General features: G+C 66.9%; 22 protein-coding genes. 15 read left to right on the plus strand and 7 right to left on the minus strand.

What is annotated here, in order from left to right:
- Nucleotide 1 precedes the first annotated feature (1 nt).
- Nucleotides 2-1,096: an alkene reductase gene (locus AC06E9_RS06265; protein WP_478055708.1), complete on the minus strand. Its 1,095-nt coding sequence runs from the start codon at nucleotides 1,094-1,096 to the stop codon at nucleotides 2-4.
- 208 nt (nucleotides 1,097-1,304) lie between these two features.
- Here AC06E9_RS06265 and AC06E9_RS06270 point away from each other — a divergent pair, with 208 nt between their 5' ends.
- The 7 genes from AC06E9_RS06270 to dld all read left to right on the plus strand — a co-directional run bounded on the left by AC06E9_RS06270 (nucleotide 1,305) and on the right by dld (nucleotide 8,610).
- Nucleotides 1,305-2,063, plus strand: a complete 759-nt coding sequence (locus tag AC06E9_RS06270) for an SDR family NAD(P)-dependent oxidoreductase (RefSeq protein WP_478055709.1) — start codon at nucleotides 1,305-1,307, stop codon at nucleotides 2,061-2,063.
- Nucleotides 2,064-2,162: 99 nt separating this feature from the next.
- A complete protein-coding gene (locus tag AC06E9_RS06275) occupies nucleotides 2,163-2,621 on the plus strand; it encodes an MgtC/SapB family protein (RefSeq protein WP_121037036.1) in 459 nt (152 codons plus the stop codon).
- Nucleotides 2,618-3,052, plus strand: coding sequence for a VOC family protein (locus AC06E9_RS06280; protein WP_121037034.1), 435 nt, complete (start codon nucleotides 2,618-2,620; stop codon nucleotides 3,050-3,052). The genes AC06E9_RS06275 and AC06E9_RS06280 overlap by 4 nt, the downstream gene beginning before the upstream one ends.
- A 185-nt stretch (nucleotides 3,053-3,237) precedes the next feature.
- Complete coding sequence (gene lldP, locus AC06E9_RS06285; RefSeq protein WP_478055710.1) at nucleotides 3,238-4,896, plus strand: L-lactate permease; 1,659 nt, start codon at nucleotides 3,238-3,240, stop codon at nucleotides 4,894-4,896.
- Between the two features lie 67 nt (nucleotides 4,897-4,963).
- The gene (gene lldR, locus AC06E9_RS06290; protein ID WP_121041082.1) at nucleotides 4,964-5,728 is read left to right on the plus strand and encodes a transcriptional regulator LldR; all 765 of its coding nucleotides are present in this window, start codon (nucleotides 4,964-4,966) and stop codon (nucleotides 5,726-5,728) included.
- 3 nt (nucleotides 5,729-5,731) lie between these two features.
- Nucleotides 5,732-6,892 (plus strand): FMN-dependent L-lactate dehydrogenase LldD, encoded by a 1,161-nt coding sequence (gene lldD / locus AC06E9_RS06295; protein WP_478055711.1) that lies wholly within the window; start codon nucleotides 5,732-5,734, stop codon nucleotides 6,890-6,892.
- Entirely contained in the window at nucleotides 6,889-8,610 is a 1,722-nt protein-coding gene (gene dld, locus AC06E9_RS06300) for a D-lactate dehydrogenase (RefSeq protein ID WP_478055712.1), read from the plus strand. The genes lldD and dld overlap by 4 nt, the downstream gene beginning before the upstream one ends.
- A gap of 34 nt (nucleotides 8,611-8,644) precedes the next feature.
- Here the strand turns inward: dld and AC06E9_RS06305 are convergent, their stop codons facing one another.
- A complete protein-coding gene (locus AC06E9_RS06305; RefSeq protein ID WP_478055713.1) occupies nucleotides 8,645-8,950 on the minus strand; it encodes a hypothetical protein in 306 nt (101 codons plus the stop codon).
- A 118-nt stretch (nucleotides 8,951-9,068) separates the two neighbouring features.
- Here AC06E9_RS06305 and AC06E9_RS06310 point away from each other — a divergent pair, with 118 nt between their 5' ends.
- From AC06E9_RS06310 to AC06E9_RS06330, 5 genes are all read left to right on the plus strand, one after another.
- Nucleotides 9,069-9,563, plus strand: a complete 495-nt coding sequence (locus tag AC06E9_RS06310) for a DUF1543 domain-containing protein (RefSeq protein WP_478055714.1) — start codon at nucleotides 9,069-9,071, stop codon at nucleotides 9,561-9,563.
- A 100-nt stretch (nucleotides 9,564-9,663) separates the two neighbouring features.
- On the plus strand, nucleotides 9,664-10,290 hold the full coding sequence (locus AC06E9_RS06315) for a decarboxylase (RefSeq protein WP_121037024.1): 627 nt from the start codon (nucleotides 9,664-9,666) through the stop codon (nucleotides 10,288-10,290).
- Between the two features lie 86 nt (nucleotides 10,291-10,376).
- Nucleotides 10,377-11,165, plus strand: a complete 789-nt coding sequence (locus tag AC06E9_RS06320; protein WP_282259875.1) for a CDP-diacylglycerol diphosphatase — start codon at nucleotides 10,377-10,379, stop codon at nucleotides 11,163-11,165.
- The gene (locus tag AC06E9_RS06325) at nucleotides 11,162-12,016 is read left to right on the plus strand and encodes a hypothetical protein (protein WP_478055715.1); all 855 of its coding nucleotides are present in this window, start codon (nucleotides 11,162-11,164) and stop codon (nucleotides 12,014-12,016) included. The genes AC06E9_RS06320 and AC06E9_RS06325 overlap by 4 nt, the downstream gene beginning before the upstream one ends.
- A 125-nt stretch (nucleotides 12,017-12,141) precedes the next feature.
- A complete protein-coding gene (locus tag AC06E9_RS06330; protein ID WP_478055716.1) occupies nucleotides 12,142-12,909 on the plus strand; it encodes a SapC family protein in 768 nt (255 codons plus the stop codon).
- A 75-nt stretch (nucleotides 12,910-12,984) separates the two neighbouring features.
- Here AC06E9_RS06330 and AC06E9_RS06335 read toward each other — a convergent pair whose 3' ends face one another.
- Nucleotides 12,985-13,701, minus strand: a complete 717-nt coding sequence (locus tag AC06E9_RS06335; protein ID WP_121037020.1) for an MgtC/SapB family protein — start codon at nucleotides 13,699-13,701, stop codon at nucleotides 12,985-12,987.
- A 164-nt stretch (nucleotides 13,702-13,865) separates the two neighbouring features.
- On the opposite strand from AC06E9_RS06335, the gene AC06E9_RS06340 reads away from it, so the two are divergent.
- Nucleotides 13,866-16,589 carry a TonB-dependent receptor plug domain-containing protein gene (locus tag AC06E9_RS06340; protein WP_478055717.1) on the plus strand — a complete coding sequence of 908 codons (2,724 nt, stop codon included), beginning with the start codon at nucleotides 13,866-13,868 and terminating at the stop codon, nucleotides 16,587-16,589.
- A gap of 61 nt (nucleotides 16,590-16,650) precedes the next feature.
- Here AC06E9_RS06340 and AC06E9_RS06345 read toward each other — a convergent pair whose 3' ends face one another.
- Together AC06E9_RS06345 and AC06E9_RS06350 are read right to left on the minus strand one after the other, a co-directional pair.
- Nucleotides 16,651-17,289 carry a LysE family translocator gene (locus AC06E9_RS06345; protein WP_478055718.1) on the minus strand — a complete coding sequence of 213 codons (639 nt, stop codon included), beginning with the start codon at nucleotides 17,287-17,289 and terminating at the stop codon, nucleotides 16,651-16,653.
- 79 nt (nucleotides 17,290-17,368) lie between these two features.
- Complete coding sequence (locus AC06E9_RS06350) at nucleotides 17,369-18,241, minus strand: AraC family transcriptional regulator (RefSeq protein WP_478055719.1); 873 nt, start codon at nucleotides 18,239-18,241, stop codon at nucleotides 17,369-17,371.
- A 5-nt stretch (nucleotides 18,242-18,246) separates the two neighbouring features.
- Between AC06E9_RS06350 and AC06E9_RS06355 the strand changes: the two genes are divergently transcribed.
- Together AC06E9_RS06355 and AC06E9_RS06360 are read left to right on the plus strand one after the other, a co-directional pair.
- On the plus strand, nucleotides 18,247-18,714 hold the full coding sequence (locus tag AC06E9_RS06355; protein ID WP_461769947.1) for a GNAT family N-acetyltransferase: 468 nt from the start codon (nucleotides 18,247-18,249) through the stop codon (nucleotides 18,712-18,714).
- A gap of 154 nt (nucleotides 18,715-18,868) precedes the next feature.
- The gene (locus AC06E9_RS06360; protein ID WP_478055720.1) at nucleotides 18,869-19,276 is read left to right on the plus strand and encodes a hypothetical protein; all 408 of its coding nucleotides are present in this window, start codon (nucleotides 18,869-18,871) and stop codon (nucleotides 19,274-19,276) included.
- Nucleotides 19,277-19,305: 29 nt separating this feature from the next.
- On the opposite strand, the gene AC06E9_RS06365 is transcribed toward AC06E9_RS06360, so the two are convergent.
- Together AC06E9_RS06365 and AC06E9_RS06370 are read right to left on the minus strand one after the other, a co-directional pair.
- Nucleotides 19,306-20,685, minus strand: coding sequence for a serine hydrolase domain-containing protein (locus AC06E9_RS06365; RefSeq protein WP_152151365.1), 1,380 nt, complete (start codon nucleotides 20,683-20,685; stop codon nucleotides 19,306-19,308).
- Between the two features lie 118 nt (nucleotides 20,686-20,803).
- Nucleotides 20,804-21,523 (minus strand): DUF2968 domain-containing protein, encoded by a 720-nt coding sequence (locus tag AC06E9_RS06370; protein ID WP_478055721.1) that lies wholly within the window; start codon nucleotides 21,521-21,523, stop codon nucleotides 20,804-20,806.
- Between the last annotated feature and the right edge of the window lie 8 nt (nucleotides 21,524-21,531).

Genomic DNA, 21,531 nt, shown 5'->3' on the forward strand with positions numbered 1-21,531 from the left:
ATCAGCCTGAAACGCTGGGGTAGTCGGTGTAGCCGTGCGCACCGCCGCCGTACAGCGTGTCCTGGTCCAGGTCGGACAGCGCTACGCCGAGACGGAAGCGCTCGACCAGATCCGGGTTGGCGATGAAGGGGCGGCCGAACGCGATCATGTCGGCATAGCCCGACGCCACGGCCGCTTCCGCGCGTGCCTGGTCATAGCCGTTGTTGGCGATCCAGGCACCGGTGAACTTGGCGCGCAGGGCGGCGTAGTCGAAGGCGATGTTGTCGCGTGGGCCACCGGTCGCCCCTTCGATCACATGGATGAAGGCCAGCGGGCCGATGGCATCCAGGCGCTCCACGACGCGTTCGAACAAGGGCTGCGGGTTGGAATCCTCCGCGTCGTTGGCCGGTGTCACCGGCGACAGGCGCACACCGGTGCGTTCGGCGCCGATTTCCGAGACGATCGCGCGGACCACTTCATCGAGCAGGCGGGTGCGGTTCTCGATGCTGCCACCGTAGCCGTCGGTGCGGTGGTTGCTGCCATCGCGCAGGAACTGGTCGATCAGGTAGCCGTTGGCGGCATGCACTTCCACGCCGTCAAAACCGGCGGTGATCGCGTTGCGCGCGGCCTGGCGGAAGTCCTGGATCAGGCCGGGAATTTCGTCCAGGCGCAGGGCACGTGGTTCGGAGACCTCTTCAAAGCCCTTGGCCGTGAACGTTTTGGTGTTGGCACGCAAGGCACTCGGTGCTACCGGGACCTCGCCCTCGGGCAGCAGGCTGGTGTGCGAGATGCGGCCGACATGCCACAGCTGCAGCACGATCTTGCCGCCGCGTGCATGCACCGCATCGGTGACCTTCTTCCAGGCGTCGATCTGGGCTTGGCTGTAGATGCCGGGTGTGTCGAGATAGCCCTGGCCCATCGGGCTGATCTGGGTGGCCTCGGCGATGATCAGGCCGGCGCTGGCGCGCTGCTCGTAGTACTGGATGGCGAGCGGATTGGGGATGCGGTCGTTGATCGCGCGGTTGCGGGTCAGCGGTGCCATTGCGACGCGGTTGGCGACGTCGATGGCCCCCAGGCGGGTGGGGGAGAACAATTGGCCGTCATTGGAGTCTGTCATGGGTTTACCTTGGGGGAGGGCGGCCGCCATCGGCGGATGAAAGAAGGGATGTGGGCGTACGACCCCGAGCATAGGCCCAGGTGCGTTTCAGTGATGGGAAGGATTGTTGCGAAGCATCCTGTGCACGTTCTGTAACGTTTTCGCGGCGTATGGTCCAGGCATGGGCAGGTACTGCCCGCAGCCTTATTCCAACCCGAGGAACAACGCGATGATTGATTATCAACTCAAGGGAAAGGTCGCCATCGTCACCGGCGGCGTCTCCGGCATCGGCCTGGCCGTGGCTGAGCTGCTGGCCGATTCCGGTGCAGCGGTAGCGGTGTGGGATCTCAAGGCCGACGCCGTCGAGAAAACCGCCGAGACGCTGCGGAAGAAAGGCGTGAAGTCGATCGGCATCGCCTTGAACGTCACCGACGAGCACGCCGTTGAAGCGGCCGTGAAGCAGACCGTCGAGGAACTCGGCGGGCTGGATATCGCGGTGAACAACGCCGGTATCGGCGGGCCGTCGGCGGCCAGCGGCGACTACCCGGTGGAGGGCTGGAAGAACGTCATCGACGTCAATCTCAACAGCGTGTTCCTTTGCCAGCGGGCGCAGATCCAGGCGATGCGCAGCGCGGGCAAGGGCGGCAGCATCATCAACATGGCCTCCATCCTCGGCCAGGTCGGTTTCAACAACTCCGCGGCCTATGTCGCGGCCAAGCATGGGGTCGTCGGTCTGACCCAGACGGCGGCGTGGGAGCACGCCGCGGACAACATCCGCATCAATGCGGTGGGCCCCGGGTTCATCGCCACGCCGTTGCTGGACAAGATGGACCCGAAGGTGAAGCAGGCGCTGGAGAGCAAGCACGCGCTCGGCCGGCTCGGCACCCCGGAGGAAGTCGCTGCGCTGGTGGCCTGGTTGGCCAGTGCGGACGCCAGCTTTGCCACCGGCACGTACTACGCCATCGATGGCGGTTATCTGGCGCAGTAAGCCTTGCAGCGGCAGGCTCACCCGGGCCTGCCGCTGGCTTCACGGTGCTAAGACGCCCTTGTCTGCGACGCTCCGTCCATTGCAGGATGAGAGGTGCAGATGGGACTGGAACAAGATCTATCAATCCTGCTGCGGATCGCCGTGGCAATGTTGCTCGGCGCCACGCTCGGCATCGAGCGGGAGATGGGCAAGCATGCGGCTGGGCTGCGCACGCACATGCTGATCGCCGGTGCCGCCGCCCTCATTGTCGGGCTCGGTGACAGCATTGCCGAGCACTTCCAGGAAGAGCGCTACCGCGACCTGCTGCAGGTCGATCCGGTCCGTCTGATCGAAGCAGTGGTGGCCTGCGTCGGCTTTGTCGCCGCCGGTACGATCCTGCGCGGTTCGCGCGACGATCAGGTCAGCGGCCTGACCACGGCCAGCTCACTGATCATGGCCGCAGCGATCGGTATCGCGGTCGGCATCGGCGAGTACGTGATCGCTGTCGGAGTGAGCGTGTTGTGCCTGATCGTGCTGGTGGTGTTCAGCCGTATCGCAAAAAAACTGGAGTCGTCATGAGCAGCGAACGTCCCTTCGAGATCCAGCGCATCGACCATGTGGTGCTGCGCGTGCAGGATCTGCCACGCGCGGTACGCTTTTACTGCGACGTCCTGGGCTGCACGGTTGCCCGCGAGCGGCCCTCGCTGGGCATGGTGCATCTGCATGCCGGCGAATCGCTGATCGATCTGATCAGTGTCGACGGCCCGCTGGGGCGCGAAGGTGGCGCAGCACCTGGGCGGGAAGGGCGCAATGTCGAGCATGTCTGCCTGCGCGTGGAGCCGTTCGACGCCGAACAGGTGCGCGCGCATCTGCAGGGGCTGAAGGTGGCGCTGAGTGGACCGGCCGAGCGCAACTACGGCGCGGAGGGCGACGGTCTGTCGCTGCGCCTGCGCGATCCCGATGGCAACTCGGTCGAGCTCAAAGGCCGCTCCAACGACTGCGGCTGTTAAATGGTACTACCAATAGGCGAGCCTAGACCTATGGTCTAATAGGCTCGCCTTGCGTTTGGCGTTTCAATGCGGGCAGTTTCAACGACTTCCATGAATATTGGTACTACCAATACGCATCGTTGAACGTTCTTGGCTCGTGCGGTGATGACCGCGCGGGCCCCTGTCCGTCTTGATGAGATCCGCCGATGCAGGCCTGGCAACAACTGTATGACCCCGCTGGCAACCTCTGGCTGTCCAGCCTGATCGCGCTGCTGCCGATCGCCTTCTTCTTCGTCGCCCTGGCTGTGCTGCGCATGAAGGGGTGGCTGGCCGGCACGATCACCGTAGCGATCGCGTTGGCAGTGGCCCTGCTGTTCTACCGGATGCCGCTGTCGCAGGCGTTCGCGGCGGCCGGGTATGGCTTCGTCTATGGCCTGTGGCCGATTGCCTGGATCATCCTGGGCGCGGTGTTCCTGTACAAGGTCTCGGTCAAGACCGGACAGTTCGACATCATCCGCGCCTCGATCCTGTCGGTGACCGAAGACCAGCGCCTGCAGATGCTGATGGTCGGGTTCGCGTTCGGCGCGTTCCTGGAAGGGGCGGCCGGCTTCGGTGCGCCAGTGGCGATCACCGCCGCGCTGCTGGTCGGGTTGGGCTTCAAGCCGCTGTATGCGGCCGGCCTGTGCCTGATCGTCAACACCGCGCCGGTGGCGTTCGGCGCGATGGGCATTCCGATCATCGTGGCCGGGCAGGTGACCGGGCTGGATCCGTTCGAGATCGGGCAGATGGCTGGACGCCAGCTGCCGTTCCTGACCCTCATCGTGCTGTTCTGGATCATGGCGATCATGGATGGCTGGCGCGGGGTCAAGGAAACCTGGCCGGCGGTGCTGGTAGCCGGCGGTTCCTTCGCGATCGCGCAGTACCTGACCTCCAATTTCATCGGCCCGGAGCTGCCGGACATCACCGCTTCGCTGACGTCGCTGGTCTGCCTGACCCTGTTCCTGCGCAGGTGGAGGCCCGTGCGGATCTTCCGCTTCGATACCGAGACCAGCGCTGAAGCCGCCGCCCAGGCACTGGAGGCCCCGCGCTATTCCACCGGCCAGATCATCAAAGCGTGGTCGCCGTTCCTGATCCTGACCGCGATGGTCACGATCTGGAGCATCGCGCCGTTCAAGGCACTGTTCGCCGCCGGCGGCGCGCTGGAGCACTGGGTGCTGAAGATTCCGGTGCCGTCGCTGGATCAACTGGTGCAGAAGATGCCGCCGATCGTGCCGGTGCCGACCGGGTACGAGGCGGTCTACAGGTTCGATGCGGTCTCGGCGACCGGCACGGCGATCATGCTGGGCGCGGTGATCGCAATCGTGCTGCTGAAGATGCGCCCGGCCGCGGCGCTGCGCACCTTCGGCGAAACCGTCAACGAGCTGAAAGTGCCGATCTATTCCATCGGCATGGTGCTGGCGTTCGCCTTCATCGCCAACTACTCGGGGTTGTCGGCAACGTTGGCGCTGGCCCTGGCGCATACCGGCAAGGCCTTCACCTTCTTCTCGCCGTTCCTGGGCTGGCTGGGCGTGTTCCTGACCGGTTCGGACACCTCGTCCAACGCGCTGTTCTCGGCGCTGCAGGCCACCACGGCACAGCAGATCGGTGTGTCCGAGGTGCTGCTGGTCGCGGCCAATACCACTGGCGGGGTAACCGGCAAGATGATCTCGCCGCAGTCGATCGCCATCGCCTGCGCGGCGGTCGGCCTGGCCGGCAAGGAATCGGACCTGTTCCGCTTCACGGTCAAGCACAGCCTGATCTTCACCGTGATGGTCGGCATCATCACCACGGTCCAGGCCTACTGGCTGACCTGGATGATTCCCTGAGCCCATGCGCGGCATTCCGGCCACCGGCATCGACCCCATCGCCCGCCACGCGGGCGACAATGGCGGCATGAAAAATGAACGCCTGTCCGACAAGGTGGCCGCGCAGCTGCGTGGCCTGATCCGTGAGCAGAACCTGCAGCCGGGCGACCGGCTGCCGGCCGAGCGACCGCTGGCGGTGCAGCTGGGGGTGTCGCGGACGGCGCTGCGCGAAGCGATCGCGCAGCTGGCCAGCCAGGGCCTGCTGAGCGCGCGGGTCGGCGGCGGCACCTACGTGAGCGAGCCGGCGGCCCGGGCCCGGCAGACCATCGATGAGCCGTTGATGCCGTACCTGCCGCTGTTCCAGGGGGACCCGGAATACCGCTTTGATGTGCTGGAGATCCGCCACGCGCTGGAAGGGGCGACCGCCTGGCATGCGGCATTGCGCGCCACCGACGAAGACCGCGCCAAGATCCGCCAGGCCTTCGACACCATGATGGCCGCGCACGGCAAGGACGATCCGGCCGGCGAGGCACAGGCCGATGCGGCCTTCCACCTGGCCATCGCCGAGGCCTCGCACAACCTGGTGCTGCTGCAGGTCATGCGCGGCCTGTTCGACCTGCTGCAGACCAATATCTCGCAGAGCCGCGAGAAGCTCTATACCTCGGCCCGCACCTTTGAGCCGCTGTCGGTCCAGCACCGCGAGATGATGGATGGTGTGCTCTCCGGCGACCCCGAACGCGCACGTGCCGCCGCGCACGCGCACCTGGAATTCGTGCACACCTCCCTGCGCACGCTCGACGACAACGAAGCCCGGCGCGCACGTGCGTCGCGGCTTCCTTCTTCCCACGGTTGACCCATGATCATTTCCGCCTCCACCGATTACCGCGCCGCGGCGCAACGCCGCCTGCCGCCGTTCCTGTTCCACTACATCGATGGCGGCGCGTACGCCGAGCAGACCCTGAAGCGTAACGTTGCCGACCTGTCGGACATCGCACTGCGCCAGCGCATCCTGCGCAACATGTCCGATCTGAGCCTGGAAACGGAGCTGTTCGGCGAACGCCTGGCGATCCCGGTGGCGTTGGCGCCGGTCGGACTGACCGGCATGTACGCGCGCCGCGGTGAGGTGCAGGCGGCGCGGGCGGCGGCGAGCCGGGGGATTCCGTTCACGCTGTCCACGGTGTCGGTCTGCCCGATCGAGGAGGTGGCCCCGGCCATCGATCGGCCGATGTGGTTCCAGCTGTATGTGCTCAAGGACCGCGGCTTCATGCGCAATGCGCTGGAGCGGGCCAAGGCGGCCGGCGTGACCACGCTGGTGTTCACCGTGGACATGCCGACGCCGGGCGCACGTTACCGCGATGCGCATTCGGGCATGAGTGGCCCGAACGCGCCGGCGCGGCGCATGCTGCAGGCGGTGACCCACCCGCGCTGGGCGTGGGACGTCGGCCTGTTCGGCCGCCCGCACGATCTGGGCAACATCTCCACGTATCGCGGCAGCCCGACCGGCTTGGCCGACTACATCGGCTGGCTGGGCAACAACTTCGATCCCTCCATTTCGTGGAAAGACCTGGAGTGGATCCGCGAGTTCTGGACCGGCCCGATGGTGATCAAGGGCATCCTCGATCCGGACGATGCGCGCGATGCCGTGCGTTTCGGGGCCGACGGCATCGTGGTCTCCAACCACGGCGGGCGCCAGTTGGACGGCGTGCTGTCCACCGCGCGGGCCTTGCCGGCGATCGCCGATGCGGTCAAGGGTGAGTTGAAGATCCTGGCCGATTCGGGCATCCGCAACGGCCTGGACGTGGTGCGCATGATCGCGCTCGGCGCGGACAGCGTGCTGCTCGGCCGCGCCTTCGTCTATGCGCTCGCCGCGCAGGGCGAGGCCGGCGTGGCCAACCTGTTGGATCTGATGGCCAAGGAAATGCGTGTGGCGATGACGCTCACCGGCGCGAAGACCATCGCCGATATCAGTGCCGATTCGCTGGTGGACGCCACCCGGCGCCTTGCGGTCGCACCGTGAGCGGCGTCGGCAGCGATAGGGCCACGTTGCTTGCGCAGCTGCGCGGCATCGTCGGCGACGCGCACGTGCTGTCGGGCGACAAACCGACCCGGCGCTTCCGCAGGGGCTACCGCTTCGGCGACGGCCCGGTGCTGGCGGTGGTACGCCCGGGCACGCTGCTGGAACAGTGGCGCGCCCTGCAGGTCATCGTGGCGGCCGATGCCATCGTGATCATGCAGGCCGCCAACACCGGCCTCACCGGCGGCTCCAGCCCCGATGGTGCCGATTACGACCGTCCCGTGGTGATCCTCAGCACGCTGCGCCTCACCGGCGTGCAGCTGATCAACGCGGGCCGCCAGGTGGTGTGCCTGCCTGGGGCGACGTTGGACCGTCTGGAGAACGTGCTCGCGCCGCTGGATCGCGAGCCGCACTCGGTGATCGGTTCGTCGTGCATCGGCGCGTCGGTGCTGGGCGGGGTCTGCAACAACTCCGGTGGCTCGCTGGTGCGGCGTGGCCCGGCGTATACCGAGATGGCGCTGTTCGCCCAGGTCGATGCCCACGGCCAGCTGCAGCTGGTCAATCATCTTGGCATCGCGCTGGGCGACACCCCCGAGCAGATCCTGGAACGGCTGCAGCGCGGCGACTACGCGCCCGCCGATGTGGACAACGGCAACGGCCGCGCCGCCTCCGACCCGCGGTATGCCGAGCAGGTGCGCCAGGTCGATGCAGCCACGCCGGCGCGCTACAACGCCGATCCCTCGCGCCACTACGAAGCCTCCGGCTCGGCCGGCAAGCTGGCGGTGTTCGCGGTGCGGCTGGATACGTTTGCGCGCGAGCCGGGTGAGGTGTTCTACATCGGCAGCAACGCGATGGAGGATCTGACCGCGATCCGCCGCCATCTGCTGACCGCGTTCGAACGCCTGCCGATCTCCGGCGAGTACCTGCACCGCGAGGCGTATGACATCGGCGAGCGCTACGGCAAGGACACCTTCCTGCTCATCGATCGCTTCGGTACGGCCCGGGTGCCGGCCGCGTTCGCGTTGAAAAGCCGCGTCGATGGCTGGTTCGAAAGTCTCGGCCTGCGCGGGGTCACCGACCGGGTGATCCAGTGGGCGATGCGCTGCCTGCCACGCCATCTGCCCGCGCGCATGGGCCAGTTCCGTGACCGCTACGAGCACCATCTGCTGCTCAAGGTGTCGGCGGTGGATGCCGCCGCAACCGAAACCTTCCTGCGCAATCACTTCGCTGACGGCGAGGGCGACTTCTTCCAGTGCACCGCCGGGGAGGGGCGCAAGGCGTTCCTGCATCGCTTCGCCGTGGCCGGCGCGGCCGTGCGGTATCGCGAAGTGCACCGGCGCGAGGTCGAGGACATCGTGGCCCTGGACGTGGCACTGCGACGCGACGACCGCCAGTGGGTGGAACACCTGCCATCCAACCTCGATGCACGCCTGGCCGGCAAGCTGTATTACGGCCATTTCCTGTGCCACGTGTTCCACCAGGACTACATCGTGCGCAAGGGGGAAGATCCATTGGCCATCGAGCACGCGATGTGGGCGCTGCTGGATGCGCGCGGTGCCGAGTATCCGGCCGAACACAACGTGGGCCACCTGTACCCGGCCAAGCCGCCGCTGGCGGCGTTCTACCAGCAGCTGGATCCGAGCAATACGTTCAATCCGGGCATCGGCCAGACCCCGAAAACGCGCGGATGGGGCAGCTGCGACTGCACCACCCACGGGTAGAGCCACCCCATGGGGTGGCTCTACCCGCGCGGAATCACTCGCAACGGACGGCGGTGATCACGTTGTCCTTGTCGATGAACACCCGCAGGCGATCCTGGCGCAGGTCACGGGTGGTGATCGTGGCCGGGCCGATCGGGTTGATCAGGCCGGCGCCGCTCTGTAGCAGCAGCTTGCGCATGTTGGCTTCGTCGGCCGGCTGGCCAACAGCCCAGCCCAGCGCATCGGCCTTGCACAGGCCTGGGCCCTTGATTTCCGGCCCCGGCGTGCTGACGCAGGCGGCCAGTGACAGGGTGCCTGCGAGCATGATCGCGGCGAGGGGATAGCGGTAAAGGGATGTCATCGGGTCGCTCCTGCGGGGTCAGGCGCCGACCATACCACCGCGGTGCGCAGGGACGTGTGGTGGCTACCCTGGCGTTACACTGACGGCCTCTCACGATCGATCATGCAGGGAGTCGCAGGTGCTGCACGTGTTCATGCTTGGCGGGCGCCATGCCCGGGCCAGGATCGAGGTCCACGATGTGGCCTTCGCCAACGTCGATGTCATCGAAGAGGCCTACCCGCAGTTGCGCCAGGAGTGGTTCGGCGAACGCAAAGGGCTGCATGTCGATGGCTGGCTCGCGGTGGATGGGGTGGAGGCGTACCAGGTGCGCTTCGGCGAGGTGGCCCCGGCGGCGGGCGCGCCGCGGCTCTACTTTCTCAATCTCGGCGGGTATGCCGCCGGCGCGCTGGGCGAGGCCCATGACTACCGGCTGCTGGTCGCCACCAGTGTCGAAGAGGCCAAGCACAAGGCCAGGGCGCTGCGCGATGTCAGCTGGTTCAAGCCGCATACCGATGCCCTGCTGGAGGTCGATGACTGCATCGCCATCGATCAGGTCGGCGGCCGGTATGTGCAGCTTGAGCGCGGGGAGCACCAGGGCATCGCGCTGGTCAGTGACTACATCGTGATCGGCTGAACGGCCCCGATTGCCCGCGGCCGTGCCGCTGGCGCATAGTGTCGCGGTCTTGTGAGGTCCGGCGATGTCGCCGCGACAGGTCAACCAACGGAAGTAGCGCATGCAGAGCAGGAAGATCACCGCCGCAGTGATCGTGACGCTGGGAATGATGATGGCAGGCAACGCCGTGGCGGCCGAGCCGGACGCACCGGTGTTCGGTGGCTGGCGCAACCTGCATTCGGCCAGTGGCGCCGAGCCGGTACTGAGGAACCAGCCGTTTGCGATCCTGCCGGGCGAGGTTGCCAAGGGCGAGCGCTTCGCGATCCTGGACCGCGAGAACAAGCAGGCAGTGTGCTGCCTGGTGGTGGACAGCGACCGCCTCGATGCGATCGCGCTGGAGACCCGCTACCGGCTGCCCGGGGTATGGATCGCCGATCTGCTCGGCAACGAGGACTACAACCGCCGGCACGGCGACCCGCATGTGTTCGCGATGAAGCGCGAAGGCGAGCTGGTCGACCACGTCTTCTCGCAGGAAGGCGGCGGCTACAGCGACCTCGGAGGCCTGCTGCTGCCGGCCGGGGCTGCGCTGGATGCCGGCGGCAGCATCAAGCTCGGCACCGTCATGTACCGCCTGCAGGTGCAGTCGCAGCGGTTCGCCGATGACAACGGCGCGCTGGATCGTTACACCCTGCAGCCGCCGGCACCGGCCGCGCCGGTGGTGGTCGAGGTGCCGTACAGCACCTACTGACACGGAAGCGACAGAACCGGCACGGTACAATCGCGCCCGCCCACCGGCCGTGCCGGCCGGGCCCGCATCCTTGTCCGAGCCTGTCCGTGATCGCCCGATTCTTCCTGTCCTGTGCGCTGCTGCTGTTGGCCGCCTGCGCCACGCCGGCCCGGCCACCGGCCAAACCGCCCGCCAATCCAGACGCCCTGTGGGGCATCATCCAGCGCGATTGTGCCGGCGATGCCGCCCCCCGTGGCAGCTGCCTGGCGGTGGCCGCCGAGGCGCAGCGCCGCGATGTGCTGCTCAAGGATTCGCACGGCCACTACCAATTCCTGGTGTTGCCGCTGGACCGGGTCTCGGGGATCGAAAGCCCCGCGCTGCTGCGGGCCGGAGCACCGAACTACTTCGCCGCGGCCTGGGCCGCCCGCAGCCACACCGAGCAGGCGCTGGGCCGGTCCCTGCCGCGCGACGTGGCCAGCCTGGCCTTGAACTCCCCGCATGGGCGCTCGCAGCACCAGTTGCACATCCACGTGGATTGCCTGCGGGCGGATGTCCTGACCCAGCTGCGCCGGCTGCAGCCCTCCATCGGCGCGGACTGGCAACCACTGCCGGAGCCGCTGCGCGGGCATGCCTATCTCGCCCGCCAGCTGCCGGGTGCCGAGCTCACCGCGAATCCGGTCCGTCTGCTGGCCGCTCATCTGGCCGAGCCTGCCGATATCGGCAACTGGTCGCTGGTGGTGGCCGGGCAGACGGACCCCGCCGGTGCCCCGGGCTTCGTGCTGCTGGCCACCCGGCTGGACCTGGCAGCGGGCAACAAAGCCAGTGGCGAGGAACTCCAGGACCATGCCTGCGCCGTGCTGACCGGTGCAACCGGGCCGCTGGAGGGCGTGCTGTGAGGCGCACCTGGGCGTGGGCGGTATGGATGGTGCTGCCACCGTTGCCCGCGTTGTGCTGGGCAGCGGCGGATGACGCGGGTGCACGCCTGCAGGACGTGTCCGGCAATCGGCTGATACCGCTCGCGGCAGCGCCTGCAGGGGCAAGTGATGCGGCGGCCGGCGACCAAGGGTTCGACCCGCGCTGGTACTGCAGCGCGGACCAGCACTGGTGCGTGCGCGTGCAGCCGGGCGACGACGAGGAACAGGTGGTGCTGATCGTGCGTGAGCGCTCCGCTGGCAGGGATATCTCCCGCCGCGCGCTCGCGCTGGCCATCGGCAACGCCGAGGGCGGCCTGCAGCCTTGGCCGGCCCTGGTCAAACTTGGCCCGGCCGCGGGGGGCGGTGTACTGGTCGGCGTGGATGCCCAGGCCAGCACGATGTACTCCGGCGGCGGCGCCAGCGTGACCGAGCGGGTCGTGGCGCGCGTCATGCGCCACGCAGCCGACGCCGACTCTGGCGAGGTGCTGCGGCTGCCGGTGCAGGGCCATGCCAGCATCCGCGCCTGCTTCAGCGAGCGTGATATGGACCTCCGCGCCGGCGCCTGTCACGACGAGTATGGTTTCGATGCAGCGCTGAGCCTGGATCCGGCTGGCGAGGGCATGCCGGTGCTGCGCTATCAAACGCACGCGCACCGGTTTCCTGCGTTTGCCTCACGCAACCAGGATTCGCTTGCGCATGGCCGGGTAAAAACGTCGGAACTGCGCACCGTGTCGGATCCGGCCTGCTCGTATCAGCGGGTGTACCGCTTCCAGAACGGTGCCTATATGGCCGATCAGGCATTGCCGGACTGCAGCGAATTCACCGAACTGTAGTGGGGCGCGGGAATCCAACGCGCGATTGAAATAAAAACCGCGGACGTGGCACGTTATAGTGGCCGTTCAATGCGGTTCCCGCTTTCGCGCCCGGGCTGACTGGCGCGTCGTATCCGACTTAATCCATGACTGCTGAAACCACGACTCCGCTCGCCGCTGCGCCGTCCCAGGCCACCGGTCCGCTGTTCTACCAAGCGCCCGTGCCGCTGCGCTCGGATCTGCATGCCGCCTGGCGCCTGGTGCCCGACACCGCGCATTTTGCTGCCGACACCAATGCGATCCCCGCCGTGATCGGCGAGTTCGGCTCGCTGGCCCAGCATTACCCGATCATTTTCACCGGGAAGGACGCGATGCCGCTGGTGGCCGTTGGCCTGGCCCAGCGCAACCTGTTCGTTGCCGATGGCGTATGGGACGAGCAGAGCTACGTGCCGGCCTACGTGCGCCGCTACCCGTTCGTGTTCATGCAGGCCGGTGAGCAGGACGAGTACGTGCTCGCGCTCGACTCGGCCGCCAAGCAGGTCAACCAGGGCCAGAGCGAGGACGGCGTGCCGCTGTTCCAGGATGGCAAGGCGACCGAGATTGTCGACAACGCGATGCGCTTCTGCGGCGATTACACGCGCGAGCATGATCAGACCCGTCGCTTCACCGCCGCGCTGATCGAGAACGATCTGCTGATCGACCGCAACATCGACGTCACCCTGGCCGATGGCCGGCAGATGTCGATCAACGGCTTCCAGGTCGTGGATGTGGAGAAGTTCGCCGCGTTGCCGGACGCCACCGTCGTGGCCTGGCACCGGAGTGGCTGGCTGGCGCTGGTGCATCACCACCTGAGCTCGCTGGCACGTTTCAGCGCGCTGGTGAGCCGTCAGAGCGCGCTGCCTGCCGACGCCTGATTCAAGGCGCACGGGCCATCACGGAAACGGCGGCCGCAGGGCCGCCGTTTTTCGTTGTGCAGGGCAGGGCGCGGATCAGTCGCGGGTGCTGACTTCCCAGTTGGCATGCACCACGCCCGGCTGCCGCTGCAGGCGGGCGACCACGGCATCGAGCTCGTCGGCACTGACCGCCGTGCTGACCAGGATCGCGACCAGCTCGACCGGGCCGTCGCCGTGTTCGATCACCTGCACGTCGCTGACCGGGTACTGCGCGGCCTCCAGTGCGTCCACCAGGCGTTCGCGTGCCAGGGGCGTGGCGGCAGGGTCCACGCTCAGGCGCACCTCGTAGGTCGCTTCAGAGGCGGCCTCATTGATCGGGATGCGGTTGATCGCGTTGACCAGCGGGCGCAGCAGCGTGTTGCCGGCGATGATCAGCACCGTCAGCAGCGCGCCTTCGGCCAGCATGTCCGCACCGGTGCACGCACCGACCGCCGCCGAGCACCACAGCGTCGCGGCGGTGTTCAGGCCACGCACGTTCATGCCTTCCTTCATGATCACACCGGCGCCGAGGAAACCGACCCCGGACACCACGTAGGAGATCACCCGCACGGCTTCAGCGTTGCCGGCGATGCGCATGCCCAGATCCACGAAGGCCGCTGCGCCGACCGCGACCAGCACATTGGTGCGCAGCCCGGCGGTGCGCTGGCGGTACTGCCGTTCCGCGCCGATCAACGTGCCGAGCACGAACGCGGCGACCAGGCTGACCACGGTGTCCAGGAAGGGATGCAGCTCGAAGGTCTGGATGAAGCGCATGCGGAGTCCTTGCAGGGCAGGGCTTAGGCGAAATCCCGATAAGCATATCCCGGGCGGTCATTTCCCCCTTTTCCGCCTGTTCAGCAGAATCACGGCCCCTCCCTCACTACACTCTGGCACGGGCCTGCCCGCGCCGGTACGTAGCTCTTTTACCGGAAATCTGCATGTCTGTGCTGTATCGCCCGCTGCGTCGGCGGGTCCTGGTTCTGTCGTTGCTGCCCCTGCTCGGCGCAGGTTCCATGGTCCACGCGGCCGATGCGCCCACCCAGCTCGATGCCGTCACGGTCACCGGCTCGCGCATCCCCCGCGCCAGCGTGGAAGGCCCATCTCCGGTCACCGTGATCACCCAGGAGCAGATCGAGGCGCAGGGCTACCGCAGCGCCTTCGAAGCGCTCAGCGCGCTGACCGAGAACACCGGCAACGTGCAGGGTGAGGATTTCGGCAACACCTTCACGCCGGCCGCCAACACCATCAACCTGCGTGGCCTCGGCCCCAACCGCACCCTGGTGCTGGTCAACGGTCGCCGCCAGTCGGATTACCCGCTGGCCTACGAGGGCTCGGTCAATGTGGTCAACCTGGCCAACATCCCGAGTGCGTTGATCGACCGGATCGAAGTGCTGGCCGGGGGCGCCTCGGCGGTGTATGGCTCCGATGCGATCGCCGGTGTGGTCAACATCATCCTCAAAAAGACCTACGACGGCGTCGGCATCAATGTGCGCGCCGGCACCACCGAACAGGGCGGCGGCGACAACCAGCGCCTGCAGGCGGTCGGCGGCGGCTCGGGCGAGCAGTGGGACGCGATCTTCGGGCTGGAGATCGCCAACCGCAAGGCCATCTACGGCTCGCAGCGCGATTTCATGGATTCGCTGACCGACGATCCGCGTGGCGTGGCACCGCTGGCGACGGCGGTGGCGTATCGCCGCAACGCCTCCACCAATAATTACATCGATCCCGGTGCCGACGGCTGCGATGCCACCAGCACGCTGTATGGCGACAGCGTGTTCCGCGCGCAGAATCCGCGCCAGGGCTGGTACTGCGGCAGCAATGAGGCCGCGCCCACGTTCTGGACCGTGCAGACCGAGAAGCGCAACATCGACGCCTACAGCGCGGTGACCTGGCGCTTGAACGATCGCCAGGAACTGTTCGCCGATGCGGCCATCGGCACCGCGCGCATCTACAACAACACCCGCGCACCGAGCTGGACCTCCTCGCGCAATTACTTCTACAACCAGAACAGCGGTCAGCTGGAAAGCTGGTACCGGCGTTTCGCACCGGAAGAGATCGGCGGCGTGCAGCGCAATGCCAACCGGTTCCTTGAGCAGTCCTGGTCGTTCAACGTGGGCGCGCGTGGCAGCATCGGCGGCTCGGACTGGGATTACGAAGCGGCCTACAGCCGCTCGCGCTATGAGAACAAGACGCAGCGCCCGGGCCTGTTGATCGGTATCAACGAGTACCTGCTCGGCCCGCAGCTCGGCACCCGCAATGGCGTGGAGGTCTACGCACCGGATCCGTCGCGCCTGTACCAGCCGCTGACCCCGGGCGAGTACGAGGGCCTGTCGGACCGTTACGAGAGCCGCAACGCTGCGTGGCTGCAGACGGCCAGCGTCAGCGTCAACGGCCAGCTGTTCGATCTGCCCGGTGGCCGTGCCGCGCTGGCAGCCGTTGTCGAAGCGGGCAGCCAGGGCTACAGCAACCGCCCGGACCCGGCGTTGGCACAGGGCGTGTTCTGGAACCTCAATGCCGGCATTCCCGCCGGTGGCGAACGTGATCGCTATGCGGCCGGCGTAGAGCTGCAGCTGCCGTTGCTGGAGCGCCTGACCGCCACCGTGGCTGGACGCTACGACCAGTACCGCGCCGCCGGGGACCACCTGGGCAAGACGACCTGGAGCACGGGCCTGGAGTTCCGTCCGTTCGATACGCTGCTGCTGCGCGCCAGTGCAGCGACCAGCTTCCGTGCGCCGGACATGAACTACGTGTTCGCCACCGAAACGCGCGGCTACAACCCCGGCATGACCGACTACTGGCGCTGCCGAAGTGCGGGGCAGGCATACGATGACTGCGACTTCAGCGGGCTGGCGATCGACTACACCAGTGGCGCCAACCCACAACTGCAGCCGGAAACCGCTACGTCCTACGGTCTGGGCTTCGTGTGGTCGCCGTCGGCCAACCTGGACTTCACCGCCGACTACTACGACATCCGGATCGACGACGAGGTCACCAACCTGGATGCCACCCGCATCCTGAAGGACGAAGCGGACTGCCGCCTTGGCCAGACCGTGGGTGGCGACGCACGCGACATCGGCTCGGCACAATGCCAGGACGCGTTGCGTCGCGTGATCCGCAATCCGGCCGATGCCGCCGTGCAGCCCAACCAGGTGGTGCGCGTGCTGATCAATCCGATCAACGCCGCCTCCGAAACCGTGCGCGGCATCGACCTGAAGTCGAACCTGCGCTGGGACGCGGGCCGCTATGGTCGCTTCTCGGCCCGCGTCGCGTACTCGCTGGTGATCGATCACAGCTACCGCCAGTTCGCTGGCGATGACGTGCAGGACCAGCGCAACTCGCTGGATTCCTACCAGTGGCGCAGCAAGGTCAACGGCAGCGTCACCTGGGCGATCAACGACTGGACCGCCACCCTGTACGGCATGCGCTACGGCTCGCTGCCGAAGACGGACGGCAGTGGTCGCATCGCGCCGTACATGACCTACAACGCCAGCCTGTACCGCAAGCTCAACGACAACGCCACGCTCGGCCTGATCGTCAACAACCTGCGTGACAGCCGCCCACCGGCAGACAAGAACGGCGGTGGTTGGCCGTTCTACCCGGTCGGCAACTACGACCCTTACGGCCGTCAGTTGTGGCTGGAGTTCGACTACCGCTTCCTGTAATCCGCTCGCGGGCCCGGCAATGCCGGGCCCGCTGCGTCTGGGTCACAGGCGTCGAAGCTGCTCAGATCACAATCGCGCCCAATACCGCCAGTGCCAGGATGATCAGCAGCACGCCAGACAGGCGCTCGATCCACGGCAGCGCTGCGTTTAACCGGCCCATCGCTGCCGCGCGCCCAACCATACCGGCCATCAACAGGTCCCAGCCGAGCACCACCGCGAACATCCACACCGCATAGAACAGCCGTGTTCCGGCGGTAGTGTCCGGCCCACCCAACATGGCCGCCAAGCTGGCGTAGAACAAGGCGTTCTTGGGGTTGAGCAGGGCGGAGGTGGCGCCCAGTCCGAGGGCTCGGAACCACGCCGAACGCTGTGCCAGGCGGGACAGCTCCGCCGGTTGCTCACCCGGCAGACGCAGTGAGGCGGTCCCGGCATGGCGCAGGAACAGCAGGCCGATGTAGAGCAGGAAAGCGCAGCCCGCTATCTGGATCACCTGAAACAGCGCGCTGCCCGCCTGCAGCCCCGCGACGCCGAAGAATGCCAGCGCAATATAGGCCCCATTGGCCAGTGCAACCCCGATGCAGGCGCCGCTTGCAACACGCCAGCCCTGACGGATTGCGGTGCGGGTGATCAGAAAGAAGTCCGGCCCGGGCGACAGCAACGCCAGAAAGTGCACGGCAGCAACGAGCAGAAACTGTTCCATGGGGGGTAGGCAGGCTTCAATGGGGCGCCTGACTGTGCCGGTGTTGCGGGTTGATGTATTGCACGATATTGCGCAGTACTCAGCGGCGATAACGGCCTGGCGTAATACCGGCGTGAGCCTTGAACAGGCGCTGGAAATGGCTCTGGTCTGCAAAGCCGAGCGCGTGTGCGACCTCGGCCAGCGGTTGCCCTTGAGCAAGGCGCTCGCGGGCGAGATTGATCCGCCGATTGAGCTGCCAGGCATGTGGCGTCAGCCCAGTGGCCTTGCGAAACGCCCGGATCATCGCGTAGCGGTCCATCCCCGTGCATGTGGCCAGATCGGCCAGCGACACGCTCGACATCGGCGCGGCATCCAGCAGGGCGAATGCTGGCTGCAGTCGCCGGTGTTGCGCTGCGCTTGCGTCCGGGGCGGGAACCGGCGCCCCGGCAGTGACGTCGAGATCGTCGATGAAAGCGACGATGGCTGCTTCTTTTTCTCCGGGATCGGCACCGGAGAACAGCAGGGCATTCATGTCGCAGAACGTCCGGTAGCGCGCAAGGCTGCGGTCGATCCGGATCAGCGGCGCCGTTGGGGCGCTTTTGTCGATGGATTGCATGTCTTCTGTGACTGCCGCCACCCATGCCGCATCCAGATGCAGCATCTGATAGCTCCAGGCGGTGTTGGGCGCCGGATTGCAGGCGTGTACACGGTGCGCCGGCACGATGACCAAGGTGCCTGGTTGAAGGCGGTGCTGTCCGCCAGGCGCGCCGCTGAAAATGCTCTCACCCGCGTCCACGGCGCCGATCGACCAGGTTGGATGACTGTGCGGGCGGTAACAGGCCCGGCTGTTGCACGCGCGGCGTGACTCAACCCAAGGCAGCCGGGGGTCGCGCCAGACGTCATTATCCGAGGCAATGCGGCCGGAAGGGCGGCGCTCGCGTATGCTCACCGCCTGACACTCACTGCAATCCATGCGCCATGGTAAATCACCTTCACTACCGCCGTGCGCTGCCAGACGACGCCGCTGCCTGCATCGATCTGCGCGGACGCACCCGCGAGAACGCCTTCTCCGCCGCTCAGCTGGCCGAACTGGGCATCACCGAAGACAGCTGGGCGGCCGGTATCCGTGACGATGCATTGCCGGGGCATATCGCACTCGAAGACGGGCGGCTGGTCGGCTATTGCTTTGGCGATCGCGAAGGCGGCGAGATCGTGGTCCTGGCGTTGCTGCCGGCCTATGAAGGGCGGGGCATCGGTCGGCACTTGCTGGATCTGGCCATCGCCGATCTGGTCGAGGCGGGCCATACGCGGCTGATCCTGGGGTGTGCAGCGGATCCGGCGGTGCGCTCGCACGGGTTCTATCGTTATCTCGGCTGGCGGCCGACCGGTGAGATCGATGCGCTGGGCGATGAGGTGCTCGAGCTGCACGTGGGCGCCACGCCGTAGGATCGGGGTAGGGCGTAGCACTGACTCCGTGTCGGGATCATCCGCGTCGCGCGTCCAGCGTGCGGCAGGTCACGGCTGGGGATGATGGGCCGGGGAGATGCTGCAGCCTCCTGGAGGGAGCTGAGCCATGCCTGTGTGGATGTTGGCCATCATGATGAGCGCTGCAGCGAGCGAGGCTTCTCCGCGGCAGGTGCACACCTGTGTCGTGGAAGGCAACCGTCAGTACCAGTCCACGCCGTGCAGCGGCCGGACCGAGCGCATCCGTGACATGCCGCCGCCTGTGGATACGCGCGCCAATGCGTTGTACATCGAATCGCTTCGCCAGGAGCTCAAGTCCAAACGGCGCGCAGAGACCGCACCGGCGCGCCCGCGCCGGTCGCCGCGCCGCAACGTGCGGCCGGCGCCCGCCTTCCGGGGCGCAGTGATCTCGGTACATGCCGATCCGCTCCGGTGCGATGCCGCGCGCCGCCAGCGCGAGGCAACCTACGCAAAGGCGGGTGACCGCCCGAGCCTGGCACTGAGCCGGCGGATGGATGACCTGGTGCACGATGCCTGCCGATGAGGTGCAGGCATCGTCGGCAGTCACTGCCGTCAGTGGCGGTCCATCAGATAGCGCGCCACGGCATCGAACGCCGGCAGGGTGGTCGGGTCATTGGCGCTGTTGCCGGCCACCGGGTGCGAGCCGAACCGCGCGATCACCACGCGTGCGGTGGGATCGATGTACAGCGCCTGGCCGTGCACGCCGCGCGCCATGTAGGCGCCATGGTCGTTGTGCGATATCCACCACATGCCGCGATAGCTCCAGCCCGGCAGCTGGGGATAGCCGGCCTTGGCGAAGGCCTGCTTGTTGCCGCCAGCGCGGATACGGGCGATGGCGGCGGCGGGCACGATGGGCTGGCCGTTGATCTTGCCATCGTCAAGCAGCAGTTGGCCGACGCGGGCCAGATCACGCAGGCCGGCATTGAAGCCGCCGCCCGCAAACGGCGTGCCGGTGGAATCAACGGTGTAGTACGCGTCCTGCTCGGCGCCAACGCGTTGCCAGATCCGCGATTGCAGCACCTGTGCAACCGACTGCCCCGTACGCCGGGCGATGATCCAGCCCAGCGCGTCCGTATTGATCGTTTTGTAGCCGAACGCCTCGCCGTGGCGGCCCTGCTTCTGCACGGTCTGCAGGTAATCGTAATAGCTGCGCGGCCCGGTGTAGCCGGGGGCAGGGGGCAGGGTGCTGCCCGCGGCGGAAAACGCCCAGACCTCGGCGTTGGGGTCGGCGTAGTCTTCGCTGTAGCGCAGTGCCGTGGTCATCTCCAGTACCTGCTTGACCGTGGCATCGCCGAACGCACTGTCCTTCAGCTCGGGAACAATCGCGCTGACGCGCTGGGTTTCATCGATCACCCCCTCGGCGACCAGCATCTCGCCGAGCAGGCCGGTCATCGACTTGCTGACGGACATCGCACCGTGCTGGCCGTGCTCGTCCAGGCAGCCGCTGTAACGTTCGTAGACCACCACCCCGTCGTGCAGCACCACGATGCCGTCGGTGTAGTTGGCCGACAGCGACTGTGCCCAGGTCATCTGACGGTTGGTGCCGGTGGGCGTGAACGACAGCGCGTCGATCGCGGCATCCAGCCGACGCGGCAGGTCATGCGCGGCACCCGGTCCCCGGCTGACGCCCACGGTGGGCATCAACTGGCGGAAATGGCAGGCCGTCCAGCGCAGCTTGGGGAAGCTGAAATAGTCGTCATCCGTGTAACGGATGCGCTTGTCTTCCGGCGGCGGCGCGCCCTGCATCCAGCCCAGCCGCCTGGGATCGGACGCTTCGGCCGACAGTGGCGGCGATGCGGGCGGGGCCGGGGCGGCAGGGGCGGCGACCGGCAGGGCGAGCGCGGCAACCAAGGCCGCGGCCAGCCGTGTGCGGGAGGACACCAGGGCGGCGCGCGCGCGGGACAGGGCGCTACGGGGGCGTGGAACGGGCATGGTGCACTCCTTGCTGATGCGCAGTACGTCTGCGCCACCAAGGGTACTGCACCGGAAAGAACGACGGCGCCCTCGGCGCCGTCTGTCACGTGCCCTGCAACTACAGGGCGTCATGCCGTTACGGGTTGCCGGGGTTGCCCTGCTGGGTAGGGTCCGGCGTGGCCGTCTCGGCCGATGGCAGCGATAGTGCCGGGTTCAGCTGCTGGGCCTGCAATGTCTGGATGCGCTGGTTGAGCGCGTCCAGTTCGCTGTGGCTGCTGCGCAGGTCCGTGCTCAGGCTGACCGCCTGCTGCTTGGCCTGTTCCAGCGAAGCGCTGACCTGCAACGACTGTTGGCGCTGGAGATCTGCTTCCTGCTGCAGGCTGCGCAGCCGCTCTTCGTTGTAAGCGACCAGATTCTCGGTATAGCGCTTGCCGGCCTGCAGGCGGGTGGTGTCGATATACACCTGGGCCAGCTGCTCGGTCTGCTCGACGAATGTGCGGTAGACCTTCTCGGCATTGTCGACCGAATCGGTCTTGATCACGCGCCAGAAATCCTTCTCGTGGAACAGCGCCACGTAATAGTTCAGCGTGCTGGTATTGAACAGCAGGCTGGCACCATAACTGCCGTTATAGGTGGTGCGCAGCTCGGTGAGCTGCTTGGAATCGACCAGCTGACGCAGTTCATCCACGGTATTGCGGACCACCGGCGCCGGGCGCGCAGCGGCATCCACGGCCGGCTCGGCACGCGGTGCGCGCGCGGCCAGGGCCTGCGGGACCACGCTCAACGTCAGCAGCAACACAATCCCACCGGTCAGCGCGTGCGCGACGATGGAACCAACCCCTTTTCTCTCTCGCATATTCAGGC

The organism is Stenotrophomonas sp. Steno-Z10-BAI (genome assembly GCF_056393115.1).